Genomic DNA, 16,972 nt, shown 5'->3' with positions numbered 1-16,972 from the left:
GAGCGACAGTTCATGGCAGGAATCGATTACAGCATCGCCAACGCGGAAGGCAAACCGGTCGCCTATCTGGGCCAGTCCCAGACACTGACCCTCACCCTGACCAACAGCAGCGGCGCGGACCTGTCGCTGGCAGGAAGCCCGCCCATCGGCGAGGATCAGGCCAGTGGCGGCAGCGCCCTGCTCTACCTGTTTCTCGGGGGGCTGGTCAGCGATCCGGCCTCGGTGCAGGTGAGCTGTCCGGGCTGGACGTCAAAGTCCCAAACCACCCCGCAAGGCCAGGTCTGGTGCCTGGCGCAGGCTGAAAACGACACCTTCAAGTCCGGGGGCAAGCGGGTCATCACCCTGACCGGGGTCAACCTCAGCGGGCTGCCAGGGCCGCGCCAGGTGGGCATCGACTGCTGGTTCACGCTCGACGGCGACTCGGTGCAACTGCCGGTGCTGGCGCAGAACGATCCCGGCAAGTTACTGCCGTTGAACATCGACTTCGCCGTCACCGGAGGCAACAGCGTCTACATCACCGTAGACCCCAATGCGCCGATGTCCAGCGCACTGGTGTTCCGCCTCAGCAACCCGTCGCCGGATACGCCAATCGTTCCCGCCGATGTCAGTTGGGGCAGCAAGACACCGACCTTTACCTTGTCCTTCGTCTATGCCAGCAAGGGTGACGGTGCCGGCGCCCTGACCTCACCAGGACGGGCCATCAACTTCACCCGGCAGACAGTACAGGACTACGGCAATCTCTGGTCCGTCACGCCCAATACCCAGGGCACGCCGAGCTGGACCCTGACACCCGACCAACTGAAGAACAAGGAGATTCTCGGCACTGGCGAAGCCGCCAGTTTCGAGTTCATGCTGGGCAGCATCGTCACCCAACTGGCGGTCGGTACCACCCTGGCCTACCTGCAATGGAACAACATCCCCGGTTACAAGGACGGCTACAAGACCGTGGCACTGGTCAAGGTCAAACCGCAGCCGGGCATTTCCCGCTTCATCAGCCTGTCGCCCAGCGTGATCAAGCAAGGCACGCCGGTGCAACTGGTCTGGGAAACCTTTGCCCTGACCCGGCAGACCCTGACCTGGGCAAAGGACGGCACGCCGTACACAAAAGACGTCGATGCCAGTGCCAGCCCCTACACGCCCGACCCGCAGCCGGACGACACGGTCACCTATACCCTGGATGGCTACGACCGCAACGGCGCCAGGATCGCCCAGGCCCAGCAGACCGTTACCGTGCTGGTCAATGCACCGGTGATCAGCAACTTCACCGCGACACCTCAAGTATCGCCGTTCGAAGGTGCCAACCCGAATGTGCCCGTCAACTGCAACTGGACGGTGACCAATGCGGTTTCGCAGACGCTGAACAATCAAGTGGTCACCGGGCCGCAGAAGATTTATTTGAACACCCCGGGGCCGGTCAACCTGCTGGTGAACGGCCATCAGGGCCTACAGGCCTCGACCTCACGGCAGATCTACAGTGTGCCGGGTTATGTGCAGACATTCGTCTCCACCAGCCAGGTCAGTGGCGGCAGCAACGGACCGGTGATCAGCAATGTGCTCAGCTTCGATCGGGTCAGCAACACCGGGACCTGGACGCTCAGCCGTAGCGATACGGTGGCCCAGTGCACCATCGCTTCCCAGGGCTTTAGCTGGACCACCAATGGGCTGAGCGTAAACCTGGTGTTTCGCGACAACAGCACCGCGACCCTGACCTGTGCGTTCGGCGCCCTGACCCTGACCAGCCGCAGCGGCAACGCCGACAGCAACGGCCTGCTGCCGTTGGCGATGCTGGTGCAGAGCACGGCGGGGCAAGCCGCGCCCATATTCAGTGCGCAGACGAAAATGGCCCCTGCTCAAGAGTCATAGCGACAACCCTCCGCGACAAAAGCTGCATGCCACACGGCGGTGGGTCAGATCCTTTGAAAACCGCCGAGCACCTGTGGCATCACTCTTGCTTTCTAAAAAATCACATCCGCAGGATTAGCTCCTGCAAGGCAAAGGCGCCTGAATCCGCTGCAGATATTTTGCAGAGGCTTCAGGCTTTTTTTTTGGCTACCGCATTGGATATTCAGACACATGAAGTGGCTTACCTACCCTGCATTCTTGCTGCTGCGCGAATTGGGCATCGTCGGCATGATCCGCACACTGTTGGCGATCAGCCTGGCGGGCGGTGCCACTACCCTGACCGCCGCGACACTGCCAACAGGGCCGCTGTGGGTGGTACTGGCCTACCTGGCCATTACCAGTCTGTGGCTGTTGTTGCAGGAGATCGCGCAGTTGCAACGTGACTGTGAAGACTCCGCACAGCCTGGCGCCCAGGAGCCAGACAGCACTGCCGAGTGGCTGCTGCAGCCGATCAGACGAAGCTTTCAGCAGCGGCTGAACCGCGAACAACGCCAACAACAACTGTTGCAGCAGCGTCTGGATGAAATATCCCACTCCTCATACGAACTCGAACAAAGCGCAGCGCAGGTGACCCGCAATGCCGAAGGGCAAAGCGAATCGGCCACTGTCGCCGCAGCGGCGGTAGAACAACTGAATGTGAGCATTTTGCAGGTGGCGGCGCTGGCCGATGAGTCGCGCCAGACCAGCGTCGTGGCCAGCGAACAGTTGGCCGACGGGATCAGCCAGCTCACCAACTTGGTGCGGCAGGTCTCCGAGATGGCGCGGCAAGCCATCACCACCAACGAACTGATCCTCCAGCTGAACACCAACTCGCGCACCATCAATGAAATGTCCGGCACCATCCGCGAGATTGCTTCGCAAACCAACCTGCTCGCCCTGAATGCCGCCATCGAAGCGGCCCGCGCAGGTGAGAGCGGCCGAGGCTTCGCCGTGGTGGCCGATGAGGTTCGCCGTTTGGCTCTCCACAGCCAGGAGTCGGCGGCAGAAATCAGTCGCAACATCGAATCGGTGCAACAGCACATCAAGGAAGCCACGGTGCAGGTGTCCGACTTGACCCATCTGGCGCATCGCAGCGCCGCCAGTTCCGAAGCGGTGTGCGCGCTCATCAATCAGGTGCAACAGCACACCCTGCAATTGACCGGGCAGGTCGACCAGGTGGCGGTCAGTACCGAACAACAGGGTAAAGCCGTTGCGGAAATCGCCGAACTGGCCGACCGCGTCCGCCAAGGCAATGCCGACAACCTCCAGGCCGCCGATCAGGCACGATCCATCGCCCACCATCTGGCTCATCTGACGGGGTAATCAACATGAATGGATTGCACGGACTACTGCTCTTGCTCGTTACAGCCCTGGTCACCCTGATCCTGCTGTTCTATGGCTTGCACCGGCGCAGGCAGCGGCAAAAGCGCCAACATATCCAGTTGAACATTCGCCAGTTGGCCTTGTTACGTGCCCTGATATCCGGGTTTCAGCGCCATCGCGGCCTGAGCAACGGCGTGCTCTGTGGCGATGCCAGCCTGAGTCAGGACCTTGCCACCGCACGCCAGGGGCTGGACCAGCATATCCATGCGGCCCAGGCGTTCGACAGCACGCACCGGGCCGCCTGGAACAGCTTGATCGATCACTGGTCGCGCCTGCGCGAAGGGCGCAGTAGCGACCGGGCGAACAATCTGGTGCAGCATCACCTGATCATTCGCAACAGCATTTTCCTGATGGAGGATGTGGCGAGCGAAATCGATCTGACCGAGGGCCGTGCCGAGCTGGGCTATCTGCCCTGCATCTGGCGCGAGGTCGTCCAGGCGGCCGAATGGGCCGGCCAGGCGCGCGCCTTGGGCACCGGTATCGCCGCGACCGGTCAGAGCAGCGCCGAGCAGCGCGTGAGGATGCGTTTTCTCTACCAGAAGATCGAGCTGCTGGCCGACACGGCCTTCGCCACTCTGCAACGCCACGCCACCGATCACCCGCAGACTGACGCGTTCCGCCTGCAGCATCGCAAACAGAGGGTGGAGGATTTTCTACGCTGCACAAAAGAGGAGCTGCTCGACCAGGAACAACCCGTGATTGCCGCCAAGACCTACTTCCAACGCGCCACCCAGGCCATCGATGAACTGCTGGCCCTGGTGGATGTGGCGCTGGCTCAGCTGCAGCTCCGCTAAGGAACTGCAGATGCCAAATGCCGCTTCCTCTCTGACGCACGGAGGTTGATGGCTCCCTTGATGCTCAGTGACATCGAAGGTCTCAATTCACAGCGATGGCGCGCAGGGACTTGAGGTAGGTTGGAATGGTTCGTCGAAACACCGTGTCGATGCTCTCCTTACCCTCGAGCACACAGAGCAGCCCGGCGCCTTCTATCAGGGCAAGGCACTGATCCGCGACAACATCGGGCGACAGCGAGAGGCTGAACCGCCCTTGATCCTGATCACGCCGAACCGACGACGCAATGCGCAGACGTGCCGCCGCAATCTGCTGCGCGATAACGGGCTTGATCTTCGGCAGGATAGAAAACAGAAACCGGTAATACGCACTCAGATCAGGCGTTATCGTGGCTATTTCTGCAATCAAGTGCGAGTAACCGGAGTAAAGCTCACCCACGATCTCTTCGAGACCGGGCTCAATCTTCAGCGGTTCAACCTCTTCTGGCTCTGCCGATGTGAAGAAGCGAATGAAGAAATAGTGAATCGTCGCGTCATGCAGGGCTTCCTTGTCCTTGAAGTGATGATAGAACGCGCCTTTTGAAAGCCCGCTGGCCTTGACCAGGTTCGACAGGCTGGTGTTCTCGTACCCATGCTCCAGGAACAGGCGGAACGCACACTCAATGATTGAGGACTTGGTATCTTTCACAGGAACTCCTTGGCCGATCTGAACAGGCAGTGCGCGGTGACGCCGCCGAGGTCGACTGACGCCAGCGTTCTGAATCCCCAGCGCTGATAGAGTGCGACATTGGCCTCATTCTCGGTATCCAGTGCGATACCGGTCGAACGCCCATGGCTTTGGGAGCGATCAAACGCATCCATCATCAAGCGCCGGCCGAATCCTCGCCCCTGCCCGTCAGGGTGCACGCCGATCAACGACAGGTAGCAATGTGGCGATGGAGGCGATGCGGCTCGGGTGCGCTTCATATACTCATTCAAAAAGGCGGTGACACGCAGTGGCATCGCTAGGGTCACGGGTAAAAAGCGCAGGATCGACAGCGTCAGCCGCACGCCCATGACCAGCCGACTGCCAGAGGGCGGCTCCAGCAACGCACAGGCCATCAATTGCTGACCGACGAACAGGCCCCGCGGAGTCCCCCCATCAGCCGATTCATGTCAAACAGAAAGGACAAGAATGCCTTGAGTGGGGTTGGCGTTTTCCGGGAATGAGTAAGGCCCCCGAAAGCAAAAACAAAGAGCGGATCCTTTGCAAAAGCGCTGGCCATGACCGTCATGAACGCGGCCTTGTCGTGCCGCCCCAGGTTGCGAAGGGTTGTGGCTTCAATCATGTGAGGCCACCTGCGAGGACCGCATCCTGACGCCGCCGTAGTGATCGACCGCAAAACCGTAAATGACCTTGAGCATAAACAGCGCGCAAACAACCACCATCAACGGAGAAATCCCAGGCCATAACGGCATCCAGCCAAGGCCTGTGACCAGCAGAAAAGCCCCTGCAAAGGGTTGATATGAACTGGGCTTGAGAAGGTTGACGATCGTGGCGCTGGCCAGGGTGTAGGCCCATACCGCCCATGCCACATCCGTCTCGCGCCCGAGCAAGAAAGCGACCGCGACAACGTGGACATGTACCGCAATGAAGCCCCAGCGATTGGCTGGGCGCTGGGCATAAAAATCGTTGGTCGAGCGCGTGAAATTGGCGATGCAACCAGCCGCGATATCCAGGATCAGTACCAAAGCAAGCACGCTCCTCCAGAGCGGCAGCGCTTCAATCAACTGAGTCGAAGAAACGGCAAGCGCAACCGTCAGGCCTGTGCCGAACAGCAAGATGGCCAGTAACTCGAAGACGGTTTGCTCTTGCCCAAAGACATCGTGGAAGTAGTGATGGATGGAGATAGGTTTCATATCAACGCCTCTACATACCGAACGGTCGGTATGCTATCAACGCCATTTTTTGCCGTCAAATCGACGACCATTCAGCTTGTCCCCTCCTTCCCCATTCATGGCTACTCGCTGGCGGCCGACCTGATGTGGGAGCGGCTCAAACCGTGCCTGCGTACGTCGGCATCAGGGCAAGGTAGCCCTGGTGCCGCCAGCCTAGTGCAACATCACCTGATCTGACGCCCGTTATGTCACCTGGCCCAGGGTGTTGATACACACCACTTTGGGCTGAGTCATTTCCTCATAGGCGAAGCGCACCCCTTCCCGCCCCAGGCTGCCGTACTTGAAACCACCAAACGGCATTGCATCGAAGCGATAGTCGGAGGAGTCGTTGATCATCACACCACCGGCTTCGATCCTGCGAGCAGCGCTCATGGCCGTCACCAGATCATTGGTGAAGATCCCCGCATGCAGGCTGTACTCTGGTTCGTTCGCCAGCGCGATAGCTTCATCGAACGTCTCGAAAGGCTGTAGCACCACGACCGGGGCAAACACCTCGTCGCGCCAAAGTCGACTGGCGTGATCGACGTTTTCCAACACCGTGGCGGCGTAGCACGAGCCCTGGCGACGATGCCCACAGAGCAATACGGCGCCTTGCGCCAATGCTTCGGTCACCACTTGCTCGGCATTCAGCGCCGCTTGTAGGGTAATCATCGGGCCGATATCGGTACTGGCAAGCATCGGGTCGCCGGTCACCAGCACCTGGGCTTGACTGACAAAACGCTCGCGAAATGCCGCATAGATCGACGCCTGGATCAGCAGGCGCTGTGTGCCGATGCAGTTTTGCCCCGCCGCCCAGAACGCGCCAGACAGGCAACTCTCGACGGCAGCCTCGAGATCGCAATCGTCCATGACGATCACGGGGGCGTTGCCGCCCAGGTCCATGGCCAGCTTCTTCAGGCCTGCCGTGCGGGCAATCCGTTCCCCCGTGACAAAACCACCGGTAAAGGAAATCATCCGCACCTCGCGAGCCGCCACCAGGGCCTTGCCCAATTCCGCCCCGCCGGTGGCGACCGTGACCACCGACTCCGGCAACCCCGCCTCGACCAGATACCTCACCAATCGGAGGGCCGACAACGGCGCCAGCTCGGACGGTTTGAGAATCACCGCGTTGCCCCCGGCGATGGCCGGACCGAGCTTGTGCGCCACCAGATTCAACGGATCGTTGTACGGGGTGATCGCGACGATCAGGCCCAGGGGTTCGCGGGAGAACCAGCCTTGGCGCGACTCGGAGCCCTCGTAGGCGTCGAACGGCAATACCTCGCCAGCATTGCGCCTGGCCTCTTGCGCGGACAGCTTGAGGGTGTTGACGCACCGTTTGACTTCTTTTTCCGCCTGCTTGAAGGTCTTGCCGGCCTCTTCGACGATCAGTCGGGCAAACGCAAGGGCATCGCGTTCAACGTTCAAGGCCGCCTGTTCGAGAATACGTGCCCGCCCATGACGCGACAGTCCGGCACAGGCTCGTGCGCCGTCACGACCCTGCTCCAGCAACCCCGGAACCTGCGACGCACCAATATCCGCGACAGTCCCGACGACGGTGCCGTTAAAGGGGTTCAGGACATCGATTTGATGTTCAACTATGGCCAGGGCCAGATGCGATGGTTTCACAGGCATTCTCCTAGTTGTGCGCCACAGACTGATGCAGGTTGATGATGTCCGATAGCAGGGCGAACGCCGTTTCCGTGCGCCCTGCCCCCGGGCCCGAAACCGTCACCGCGCCGAGCAGGCCGGTGGTAAACGAAACGGCATTGGTGGCGCCGGAAATACCGGCCAGCGGATGATCGTTGTTCAACAGTCGCGGCCCGACACTGGCGCTGACCGAACCATCGGCATGACGCGTTGCGGCGCCGATAAGCTTCCAACGTGCTCCGTCCCTGCGGGCACTTTCGATGTCGTCCAGGCTGAGTGAGGAAATGCCACTGCAACTGACATCGCTGACCGTCAGCTTGGCGTCCAGCAGTTCATTGGCCAGAATCACCACCTTGAGGCGCACGTCATGACCCTCGACATCCGCCGTCGGATCAGCTTCAGCATAGCCCTGCGCCTGAGCCTCGCTCACCGCCTCGGCGAATCCCAGGCCGCCTTCCATGCGGGTGAGAACGAAGTTGGACGTGCCGTTGAGAATCCCCTCGAAACCCACCATCGAACTGCCCGCCAGCGACTGCCTGGCCAAGCGAATCACCGGCGTGCCACTCATCACCGAACCTTCGTATTCAAAGGCCACGTTATTGCGTCGAGCCAGCGCCTTCAGCTCGGCACCATGGAGGGCAATCGGTCCCTTGTTGGTGGTGACGACATGCTTGCCACCTTCCAGCGCCCAGCGGCAGAACGAAGTGGCCGGCTCGCCGTCGACCGGATTGGTAAACGTCGCCTCGACTACGATGTCAGCACCGCAGTGCTTGATCACGGATTCGTTGAAGGCTTCGCCATCCCCTCCCGGCACCTGCGCCAGGGCCCCCTTGACCGCCGGCAGGCTGGCCAACAGTCCGGCATCCAGCCCTTCGCGGCGGATCACCGAACCGAGGAACAGGTCGGTGACGCCGACGATTTTCAGGGTGAAACCCAGTTCGCTTTTCCAGCTCTCATTACGTTCAGCAATCAGCTGAGCCAATGCTCGGTTGACACCACCGAAGCCGACCAGCGCCAGTTTGTATTCAGTCATTTCTATTGCCCTTGATCCGAGTGAGGGGTTGTTGGGCACCAGATTAGGCGGGCAGCCAAGGCAGTAAAATATGCCAATTTGCTCTATTTCTTGGGCGTTTTGACCTGCACGCGGGCAAAGCGTCAGACATAAAAAAAGCCAACAGACGTTGGCTTTTCCAGCGGGATAACCGGGGCTAGACCACGGACGATAAAACGAATGAGGTCACGGTGTTTTCCACCCCGGCCAGTGCGGAAATTTCATGCCAGACCCTATGCACCCGCTCCGGACTCGCCGCGCCGACCCGCAGCATCAGATCGAACTCACCGCTCATGACATCGCACTGGATGACTTCCGGTATTGCCCGCAGGGCCTGTAGCACTTCCGCGCCGCGCATACGGTCGTAGCGGTAGACGAAAATCACCGCATTGATGTTCGAAGAAGCCTGCCGCCCCTCTCCCGTGCGCACCGTATAACCCTGGATCGCACCGTCACGCTCAAGACGCTCGATACGCTGGCGCACGGCATTGCGCGACAGATTGACCTTGGCCGCCAGCTCGGCGTGGGCGGCCCGAGCGTTGACCCGCAGCTCAGCGATGATGCGTTCATCGAGAGGGTCCAGAATTCGCTTCACTTGACCTCCTGGTACGGCGTCTTCACAAGGCACCGAGCAGTTGATGGAGGGTGTCTAGGTCATCGTGCTCAATCCGGTAGAGCTGTTCCGGCCCTGGCTCCTCAAGTGGCCGGTGCTGCGTGGGCACGATGATCCCCAGCTCGCCCAGCAGCACGGTCGACTTGGCGGGCGAGATCTCGCCCAGGGTGACCATCGGCGCCACCAGGCTTCGACGGTACAGCCTGGCCGCAAGGACGCCGGTGGCGGTATGCGGATCAATCACGTAACCGGTGTCACGGTACAGCGAGGTGATTTCCTCAAGCGTCTGCTCATCGCTGACCGCGTAAGAGTCGATGATCATCCGCGCCTGCAACCAGCACGCGTTGGAGAGGGTCATTTCACCGCTGGATTCAAACGTTGCCATCAGGGCGCTCACCGCCTGATCGTCATGCTCATAAAGCTCCCAGAGAAAACGCTCCAGGTTGGAAAAGATCGACAAGTCCATGGCCGGCGACAGGGTTTTGTTGGCTCGCGACCTGGAGTAGTGGTTCTTTAGAAACAACTGATGCAAGGCGTCGTTCTGATTGGTCGCAACGATCATCTGGGTAATCGGCAGGCCCATCTTCTGCGCGATGTAACCGGCATAGACCTCGGCAAAACTCGCCGCCGGCACGCTGAATCCGATCGGGCGCTGACCACCTCCCAACTGCAGGACAGCGTGGAAATAAAACACCAGTTGCGCCAGTACGCTGACCCAGTTGCTGGAGTTGAAACTGATCACCTCTCGTTGCGCGCACGGCCACTGCCGCAACAGCCGGGAGACGAGAGTCTGGCAATCGTCGAAGCTGCCGTTGACCGCCACTTTATGAACCCTGGGGTGCGCCACCGCTTGCAAATGCTGGAGCTGGTCCCGCGGCACACCTGTCTGCGGGTAAAGCACCACGACGACCGTTTCGTCGCAGTGCTTGAACGCCTCGATGGCCGCCAGCCCGGTATCGCCGTTGGTGGCCCCCAGGACGACTCCGCGACGCTGGCGTTTGCGCAGGAAGTGCTGCACCAGGCGTGCCTGCAACTGCGCGGCAAAATCCTTCGAAGAGCGGGTTGGCCCATGGAACAATTCCAGCACCCATTCATTGCGGTCGACCTGATGCAAAGGCGCCAGGGAGCGATGGCTGAAGTGGGTGCCCGCCTCCTTGAGCAGGCGCTTGAAATCGGCCTCGGGAATGGCCTCACCGACAAACGGACTCATGACCCGATAGGCCAGTTCGTCATAGGGCAAGGTCGACCAATTGGCGATCTCCTGCGGCTCGAACAGCGGCAGCTCGAGGGGTACGAACAACCCGCCGTCCTCGGCCATTCCAGATAACACGACCTGTTCAAAATCGACCTGCACGGTCGAGTTTCGTGTACTCACATAGCGCATGATTGGCTCCGACCACTCATTTGAATCGATGTGCCTGCTCGACCAGCCAGGTGGAAAACATGACCGCGTCGGGGTGCTGGTCGGCCTCGGAACCGCGGACCAGGTAAAACGACTCGCTGGCCTCGATACGCTGGGCGAAGGGTTCGACCAGCCGCCCATCTTCAAGCATCTCGTCAACCATCGAGGACCGGGCCAGGGCAATGCCCTGCCCCAACTCGGCCATACGCAAGGTGGATATGAGCGTGTCGAACTGCAGGCCCGTCGAGGAATCAACCCCATGCGCGCCAACCCTGTTCAGCCAGTAACCCCAGCCCTCTTCGTAGCCCAGGACGTGCAGCAGCGGGTGCTGAGCCACATCCGCTGGCACCTTCAGGGGTGAACTCGCCATCAGGGCCGGCGAACAGACCGGAAACAAGGTGTCCCAGGTCAGGCGCTGCGACACCAGGCCGGGCCATTGACCATGGCCCCAGCGAATCTCCATGTCGTCCTCACCATCGAGCTCCTTGACCCAGATATTGCTGATGTAGCGGATATCGACATGCGGATGGGCCTGGCGAAAGTCCACCAGCTTGGGCGCCAGCCAGTGCACAAAAAACGACAAACTGCCGCGCACCTTGATCGGCCGGCGCTTGTGCTGACCGAAGATCTCGTTAGTGCCCACCGCCAACCGGATGATCGCATCCTGCACCACCGGCAGATAAGCCTGCCCTTCCTCCGTCAGCCCCAACCCTCGGGGCAAGCGTTTGAACAGCGCCACCCCCAGGTGACTTTCCAGTTGGCGGATCTGCTGGCTGACCGCTCCCTGGGTCAAACACAGCTCTTCAGCGGCGTGGGTGAAGTTCAGATTACGGGCGGAGACCTCGAATGCTCGTAGCCAGTTCAACGGAGGTAACGTCTTCTGCTTCATGGCCTGGACCTCATGGATACCCTCCGCACCGAGCACGCTGCCCACCCCGTCGACAGTGCCTAGAACGCATCGGAGGGTTGTGCCAAAGGAGCAAGCGACAAGCGGCGCTCGCGGCTTTTGCGGGTAATGTAATACACGAAGTAGCACCAGGCGATGAAGGGCACACCGAAGTACAAGGCCACCCGCTGCTCAGGGTCGAAGGCAATCCCGACACAGGACAGGCTGCAGCAGACCAGCGCTCCCAGCGGTACCCACGGATAGCCCCGCACACGGAACTTGAGATCGCGGACATCGCCGCCGTTGGCCACATAGTGACGGCGGAAGGCGATCTGGCTCGCGGCGATGCTCATCCACACCACCACCACTGCCAACCCGGAAATCGACACCAGCGCCAGGTAGATGGTGTCGGCGGCAAACACGCTGCTGAGCAACGAGGCCGCACCACCGACCATGCTCAACACGATGGCATTCAACGGCGTACCCATGCGGGTCAGGGCCGAGAACTGCTTGGGCAGGTGACCTTGGTCGCTCAAGGTCCAGAGCATCCGCGAAGCGGCATACAACCCGGAGTTGGCGGCGGACAACAAGGCGCTGATGATCACGAAGTTCATGATGTCGGCGGAGTACGGAATCCCGATGTAGGTGAACACCGTGACGAACGGGCTCTCCACCAATCCGGCCTGCTCCCGGGGCAGCAAGGTCGCCAGGACGAAGATGGTCCCGACAAAGAAGATCGCCAGGCGCAGCACCGTAGTGCGAATGGCCCGCGGCACGTTGCGTTGCGGGTCCTTGGTCTCCCCCGCGGCGATACCGATCAGCTCGGTGCCGGAGAAGGCGAAGGAGACGGCCAGCAAGGTCATCGCAATCGACATGAAACCGGTGGGGAACAAGCCCTCACGGGTAAAGTTGCCCAGGCCGATGCTGTGAGCCTGATCAATGTGCAGCAGGCCCAGAATCGCCCCGCCGCCGATCAAGAGGAACATCACCACCGTCACCACCTTGACCAGGGACAACCAGAACTCGGTCTCGGCGAACCAGCGCACCGAGATCACGTTGCTCAGAAACACCACGCCAGCGAACAACGCACTCCAGATCCACACCGGAGTGTGCGGGAACCATCGGACCATAAGGATACCGGCGGCCGTGAATTCCGAGCCGATGGCCACGGCCCAGGTCAGCCAGTAAAGCCAGGCCACCGTATAACCGGTCCCCGGGCCGAGAAAACGTGTGGCATAGGTGCTGAACGAGCCGGTTTCCGGCATCTGCACCGCCAACTCCCCCAGGCACATCATGACCATGTAAACCATGAGTGCGCCGATGATATAGGCAATGACCGCTCCCAAGGGGCCGGCCTGGTTGACCGTGTACCCGGACGTGAGAAACAGCCCGGTACCAATAACGCCGCCCAATGCCAGCATGACAATATGGCGGGTCTGCATTTCCTGTTTAAAACCGGCACGCGTATCGAGTTGTTGTTCTTTTATGGACATGGTTATTCTCATGAAAGTGGTGAGGGCACGCATTAACGTCTGCGCTAAGTTGCTGGGCAGAGTAAAAACAGCTTGCCGCTACGTTTTATTATTATTGCTCTTCATGAAGTCCTCACAGACTGTCGGGGCGTGAGGTATTAACGTGCAAACTTCAACTTGCGACCTCAGTGCAAGGTTCTTTGATCGAGGGTTGTGTGTGTTTGGGTGTCTGTTCATCCCGTGAACGCCTGACAAAGGCAAAGGCCTGTTTCAGATCGTCGAGCAGATCGTCGGTGTCTTCGATGCCGACCGAGACCCGCACCAGCCCTTCGCCAATACCCAGAGCCAAACGCTCTTCCAGGGTGTTCTCCACATGGCTGGTGGTCCTGGCCGGGCCGTAGAGGGTTTCCACCGCGCCCAGATTCCCCGCGCAGTGGGCAAACCGCAGGCGGGGCAACAAGACCTTGACCGTGTCCATCCCACCGACAAGGACGAAACTGACGATGGCGCCAAAACCGCGCATTTGCGCACACGCCACCGCGTGGTTCGGGTGGCCGGGCAAGCCGGGATAGTTCACCGACTCCACCAGCGGTTCACTGCTCAGGAACTCCGCCAGGGCACGCGCGCTGTGTTGCTGCTGACGCATGCGCAGTACCAGGGTCTTCATGCCGCGGATGATCAAGTAGGCCGAGAAGGGATCAAGCGCCGCGCCATTGATTTCCCGGTAATGACGCACCTTGTCCATCAAGAATCCGGCGCCGCACACCAGGCCGCCAAGCACATCGCCGTGACCGCTGAGGAACTTGGTCGCACTGTGCACGACCACGTCCACGCCCAATGCCAGGGGGTTCTGATTCAGCGGCGTGGCGAAGGTGTTGTCCGCCACCACCAAAGCGCCGACGCGCTTGGCCGCACTCACCAGACGTTGGATATCGAGTATTTTCAGGGTCGGGTTGGTCGGCGTTTCCAGATAGAGCAACTGGCAACCCTTGGCAACCTCACGCTCGATCTCCTCGTGATCGAAGGTCTCGCACAACGTCACCTCCACGCCCATGCGCGGCAGAAACTCTTCGAATATCTTGTTGGTGCCGCCATAACTGTCCTTGGTGGACACCACCCGATTGCCGTGGGCGAGGAAGGTGTAAAGCACACTGCTGATCGCCGCCATGCCGCTGCTGAAGGCCACGGCGGACGCGGCCTTTTCCAACTCGCAGAGTTTGGCTTCGAGGATCTCGACCGTCGGGTTGCTCATACGGCTGTAGATAAAACCCGGTGCCTTGCCCAGTGCAACGTCGTACCAGTTATCGATGTCGTCGTAACCATAAGCGGCGCTGACCACGATCGGTGTTTGCGTGGCGTTGTAAGGGTGCCTGACTTGCTCCCCGCCCCAGACCGCACGGGTCCCCATTCCGGCGTTATCAAGCCCTGCGCTATCAGGTTTATTGTTCATTGAGACTTCTCGCACTGAGGGGGTGAATGCTGAATGATTCACCGGATCTGGCGGCCAATATATTGAAAACCCGTACGCCCGAGAAACGATGTTATCGGTGCCAAAGGGCTGCTTTTTTTAATGGTTGATATGCCCCGGTCCGGCCGGGTTCAGGAGGGCAGCGCGGCCACGGCCTCGATTTCAAACAACATGCCCTCCAGGGCCAGGCATGGCACCGGTATCAGGGTACAGGCAGGTGTCGGCGAGGCGCCCCAGAGTTGCTGCAATAGCGCGCTAAAAATCCCAAGGCGCGCATGGCTGTGATCGACGATCAGCACCGTGAGCTTGGCCACCTGGCCAACCTCGGCACCGACCGAACGCAGGGCCGTCTGCAGGTTGGCCAGCGCCTGGCGTACCTGATCGGAAAAATCAGCCGACAGTTGGCCATCGGCGGTCTCCCCGCCTTGGCCGGCGATAAACACCAGCCGGGCACCGGCGGCCACCTGGGCCACATGGGAGTAGCCGTTGGCGCTGGGGTCATACAGCCCCGGCGGGTTGGACAAGATAAGCGTGTGCGAGGGGGCTGAGTGCATGCCATGACTCCTGTAAGGGGGGAGCACTCATGTTATTGGCTGATCAATCATAGATAATCAGGCGCCTCATTGATTGAGATTCAACCCAGGAGAAACAATATGGATGTATGGGTGGCCATGCGTACCTTTCGCCGCGTGGTTGAACGCGGCAGCTTCAGCCTGGCCGCCGTCGACCTGGGGCAATCCACAGCGGCGGTGAGCAAGCAGGTGCGGCAGTTGGAGGAACGCTTGGGCAGCCTGTTGCTGCTGCGCACCACCCGCCGCATGAGCCTGTCCGAGGCTGGCCAGACGTACTTCAGCGAATGCTGCCACCTGCTCGATGAACTGGAAGCCCTGGAACGCGCGACCCAGGTCGGCGCCAGTGAACCCAGCGGCCGTTTACGGGTGAACGCACCGCTGTCGTTTGGCCTCAAGGTGCTGTCGCCGATCCTGGTGGCGTTCATGCAGCGCTACCCACAGCTCAAGGTCGAGCTCACCCTCGACGACCGCCTGCTGGACGTAGTCAGCGAGGGCTTTGATGTGTCGCTTCGGATTCGCAGCCACCTGCCGGACTCCTCGCTGATCGCTCGACGCCTGGGCGAAGTTGAACAAGTGATCTGCGCCGCACCGGCTTACCTGCTGGCCAACGGCACGCCGCATAGCGTCGACGACCTGCGCGAGCACAGCTGCCTTGCCTATCGCCTGGCCGAGCATCCCGGCAGTTGGCACCTACGAGGCCCGCAAGGCGGTAGCCGCCTGGAACTGCCCGTGCGCCTTGCGGTGGACAACAGCCTGATGCTTAGCGACATGTTGCTGGCCGGCCTGGGCATCGGCGCCCTGCCCTCGTTCATCGCCAAGCCCTTGCTCGACAGCGGCCAGTTGCTGCAACTGCTCCCTGGGCACTCGATGCCTCGGCGCGCGATCTATGCGCTGTACGCCAGCCATAGGCATGTGTCGCAAAAAGTTCGGGTGTTTGTCGATTTCCTCGCCAGTGCACTGGAAGCGCTACCGACACACCCTGACGCTGCGACTGGAAATATCCCGCGTACAACAGCGTAGCGTTGCATGCGCACGCATGATCGCCTCGGCTCGCGCGCCCTTGCCACTCACCAGAGCGTCGAACACGATGTGGTGTTGTTTGTGGGCGAAGTTGAGCTGACGGAACGCCTGCGGTAGATCATCGTGATCCACCGCCAGAGAGCTGGCCAAGGCAAATGGCAGATGGCTGTTTCGTGCCAGAGCTTCAGTGATGACCCGATTGCGGCTGGCTTCAATGATCACTTGGTGAAAGCGCATGCTGAGGTCGTGGTAGCTCTCCAGCTCCTCAAACAGTACATACCCCTTGTCGAATAGACGGTCGCCCTCCTCCAGGCAAACTTGCAACATCATGCGCGCCTGCTCGCTGATGCCGCGTTCGGCTGCGTGGCGGGCCGCCAAACTCTCGAGCAAACCACGCACCTCCACCGCGCCTGCAATGTCTTCAGTCGTAACCGTCCGCACGGCATAGCTACGGCCACCGGACTTGATCAGCAAGCCTTCCTGCTCCAGCACCCGCAGCGCCATGCGTACTGGCATGCGCGAAACCTTCAGGCGCTCTGCAGTGGAAATCTCGAGAATACGCTCGTCGGCAGCCAACTCGCCGGACGCGATCATCTTGCGCAACTCCGTCAGCACGCGCTGGTCTAGCTTGCTCATGGGTTCACTCCTTGAAAGGGCGGCGAATCCAGTGCGCCGCCTCACCTGCTCTAGTGGGCCGTTTGTTTAATTCATTTATCTATTTAGGCGCCCCGGCAGTTGGGCAGGCTTCCAGCGGGTCCAAGCGACGAATAGCGACAACAGCTCTCCCCCCAGAAACAAGGCAACACGAGGGTTCATAAGAATATTCGTAATATTTTCAAACAGTTTTATAAGATAGGCCGGCTAAAGGA

General features: G+C 60.5%; 16 protein-coding genes and 1 pseudogene. 4 read left to right on the top strand and 13 right to left on the bottom strand.

Features of this window, described 5'->3' with window-relative positions; translation table 11 throughout:
* The first annotated feature begins 12 nt into the window (after positions 1-12).
* The 3 genes from NUH87_RS29375 to NUH87_RS29365 all read left to right on the top strand — a co-directional run bounded on the left by NUH87_RS29375 (position 13) and on the right by NUH87_RS29365 (position 4,058).
* Positions 13-1,863: a hypothetical protein gene (locus NUH87_RS29375; RefSeq protein WP_338523778.1), complete on the top strand. Its 1,851-nt coding sequence runs from the start codon at positions 13-15 to the stop codon at positions 1,861-1,863.
* A gap of 210 nt (positions 1,864-2,073) precedes the next feature.
* The gene (locus NUH87_RS29370; protein ID WP_338523777.1) at positions 2,074-3,204 is read left to right on the top strand and encodes a methyl-accepting chemotaxis protein; all 1,131 of its coding nucleotides are present in this window, start codon (positions 2,074-2,076) and stop codon (positions 3,202-3,204) included.
* A 32-nt stretch (positions 3,205-3,236) separates the two neighbouring features.
* A complete protein-coding gene (locus NUH87_RS29365) occupies positions 3,237-4,058 on the top strand; it encodes a nitrate- and nitrite sensing domain-containing protein (protein WP_338523776.1) in 822 nt (273 codons plus the stop codon).
* A gap of 82 nt (positions 4,059-4,140) precedes the next feature.
* On the opposite strand, the gene NUH87_RS29360 is transcribed toward NUH87_RS29365, so the two are convergent.
* From NUH87_RS29360 to NUH87_RS29305, 12 genes are all read right to left on the bottom strand, one after another.
* Positions 4,141-4,743 carry a TetR/AcrR family transcriptional regulator gene (locus tag NUH87_RS29360; protein ID WP_338523775.1) on the bottom strand — a complete coding sequence of 201 codons (603 nt, stop codon included), beginning with the start codon at positions 4,741-4,743 and terminating at the stop codon, positions 4,141-4,143.
* Positions 4,740-5,156, bottom strand: coding sequence for an N-acetyltransferase (locus NUH87_RS29355; RefSeq protein WP_338523774.1), 417 nt, complete (start codon positions 5,154-5,156; stop codon positions 4,740-4,742). Before NUH87_RS29355 ends, NUH87_RS29360 begins: the two co-directional genes overlap by 4 nt.
* Entirely contained in the window at positions 5,156-5,383 is a 228-nt protein-coding gene (locus NUH87_RS29350; protein WP_338523773.1) for a hypothetical protein, read from the bottom strand. Before NUH87_RS29350 ends, NUH87_RS29355 begins: the two co-directional genes overlap by 1 nt.
* The gene (locus tag NUH87_RS29345) at positions 5,376-5,954 is read right to left on the bottom strand and encodes a hypothetical protein (RefSeq protein WP_338523772.1); all 579 of its coding nucleotides are present in this window, start codon (positions 5,952-5,954) and stop codon (positions 5,376-5,378) included. Before NUH87_RS29345 ends, NUH87_RS29350 begins: the two co-directional genes overlap by 8 nt.
* Before the next feature lie 222 nt (positions 5,955-6,176).
* Positions 6,177-7,598 (bottom strand): aldehyde dehydrogenase family protein, encoded by a 1,422-nt coding sequence (locus tag NUH87_RS29340; protein ID WP_338523771.1) that lies wholly within the window; start codon positions 7,596-7,598, stop codon positions 6,177-6,179.
* A gap of 10 nt (positions 7,599-7,608) precedes the next feature.
* Entirely contained in the window at positions 7,609-8,652 is a 1,044-nt protein-coding gene (locus NUH87_RS29335; protein ID WP_338523770.1) for a homoserine dehydrogenase, read from the bottom strand.
* A 175-nt stretch (positions 8,653-8,827) separates the two neighbouring features.
* A complete protein-coding gene (locus NUH87_RS29330) occupies positions 8,828-9,265 on the bottom strand; it encodes an Lrp/AsnC family transcriptional regulator (protein WP_040066289.1) in 438 nt (145 codons plus the stop codon).
* Positions 9,266-9,287: 22 nt separating this feature from the next.
* Positions 9,288-10,667, bottom strand: a complete 1,380-nt coding sequence (gene thrC / locus NUH87_RS29325; protein WP_338523769.1) for a threonine synthase — start codon at positions 10,665-10,667, stop codon at positions 9,288-9,290.
* 16 nt (positions 10,668-10,683) lie between these two features.
* A complete protein-coding gene (locus NUH87_RS29320) occupies positions 10,684-11,574 on the bottom strand; it encodes a LysR substrate-binding domain-containing protein (protein WP_338523768.1) in 891 nt (296 codons plus the stop codon).
* A gap of 59 nt (positions 11,575-11,633) precedes the next feature.
* The gene (locus tag NUH87_RS29315) at positions 11,634-13,064 is read right to left on the bottom strand and encodes an amino acid permease (protein WP_040066285.1); all 1,431 of its coding nucleotides are present in this window, start codon (positions 13,062-13,064) and stop codon (positions 11,634-11,636) included.
* A gap of 151 nt (positions 13,065-13,215) precedes the next feature.
* Complete coding sequence (locus NUH87_RS29310) at positions 13,216-14,493, bottom strand: cystathionine gamma-synthase family protein (RefSeq protein ID WP_338523767.1); 1,278 nt, start codon at positions 14,491-14,493, stop codon at positions 13,216-13,218.
* Positions 14,494-14,642: 149 nt separating this feature from the next.
* A complete protein-coding gene (locus NUH87_RS29305) occupies positions 14,643-15,065 on the bottom strand; it encodes a RidA family protein (protein ID WP_338523766.1) in 423 nt (140 codons plus the stop codon).
* A 99-nt stretch (positions 15,066-15,164) separates the two neighbouring features.
* Between NUH87_RS29305 and NUH87_RS29300 the strand changes: the two genes are divergently transcribed.
* On the top strand, positions 15,165-16,103 hold the full coding sequence (locus NUH87_RS29300; RefSeq protein WP_338523765.1) for a LysR family transcriptional regulator: 939 nt from the start codon (positions 15,165-15,167) through the stop codon (positions 16,101-16,103).
* On the opposite strand, the pseudogene NUH87_RS29295 reads toward NUH87_RS29300, so the two are convergent.
* Positions 16,051-16,739, bottom strand: a pseudogene (locus NUH87_RS29295) (GntR family transcriptional regulator); the annotation flags it as partial. The gene NUH87_RS29300 and the pseudogene NUH87_RS29295 overlap by 53 nt on opposite strands.
* Positions 16,740-16,972 lie beyond the last annotated feature (233 nt).

Origin of the sequence: Pseudomonas batumici (assembly GCF_036585405.1) — a bacterium.
In the GTDB taxonomy this organism is placed as follows: domain Bacteria; phylum Pseudomonadota; class Gammaproteobacteria; order Pseudomonadales; family Pseudomonadaceae; genus Aquipseudomonas; species Aquipseudomonas batumici.
Note: the sequence above shows the minus strand (reverse complement) of the source record. Positions and strands in the feature narration are given on the sequence as shown.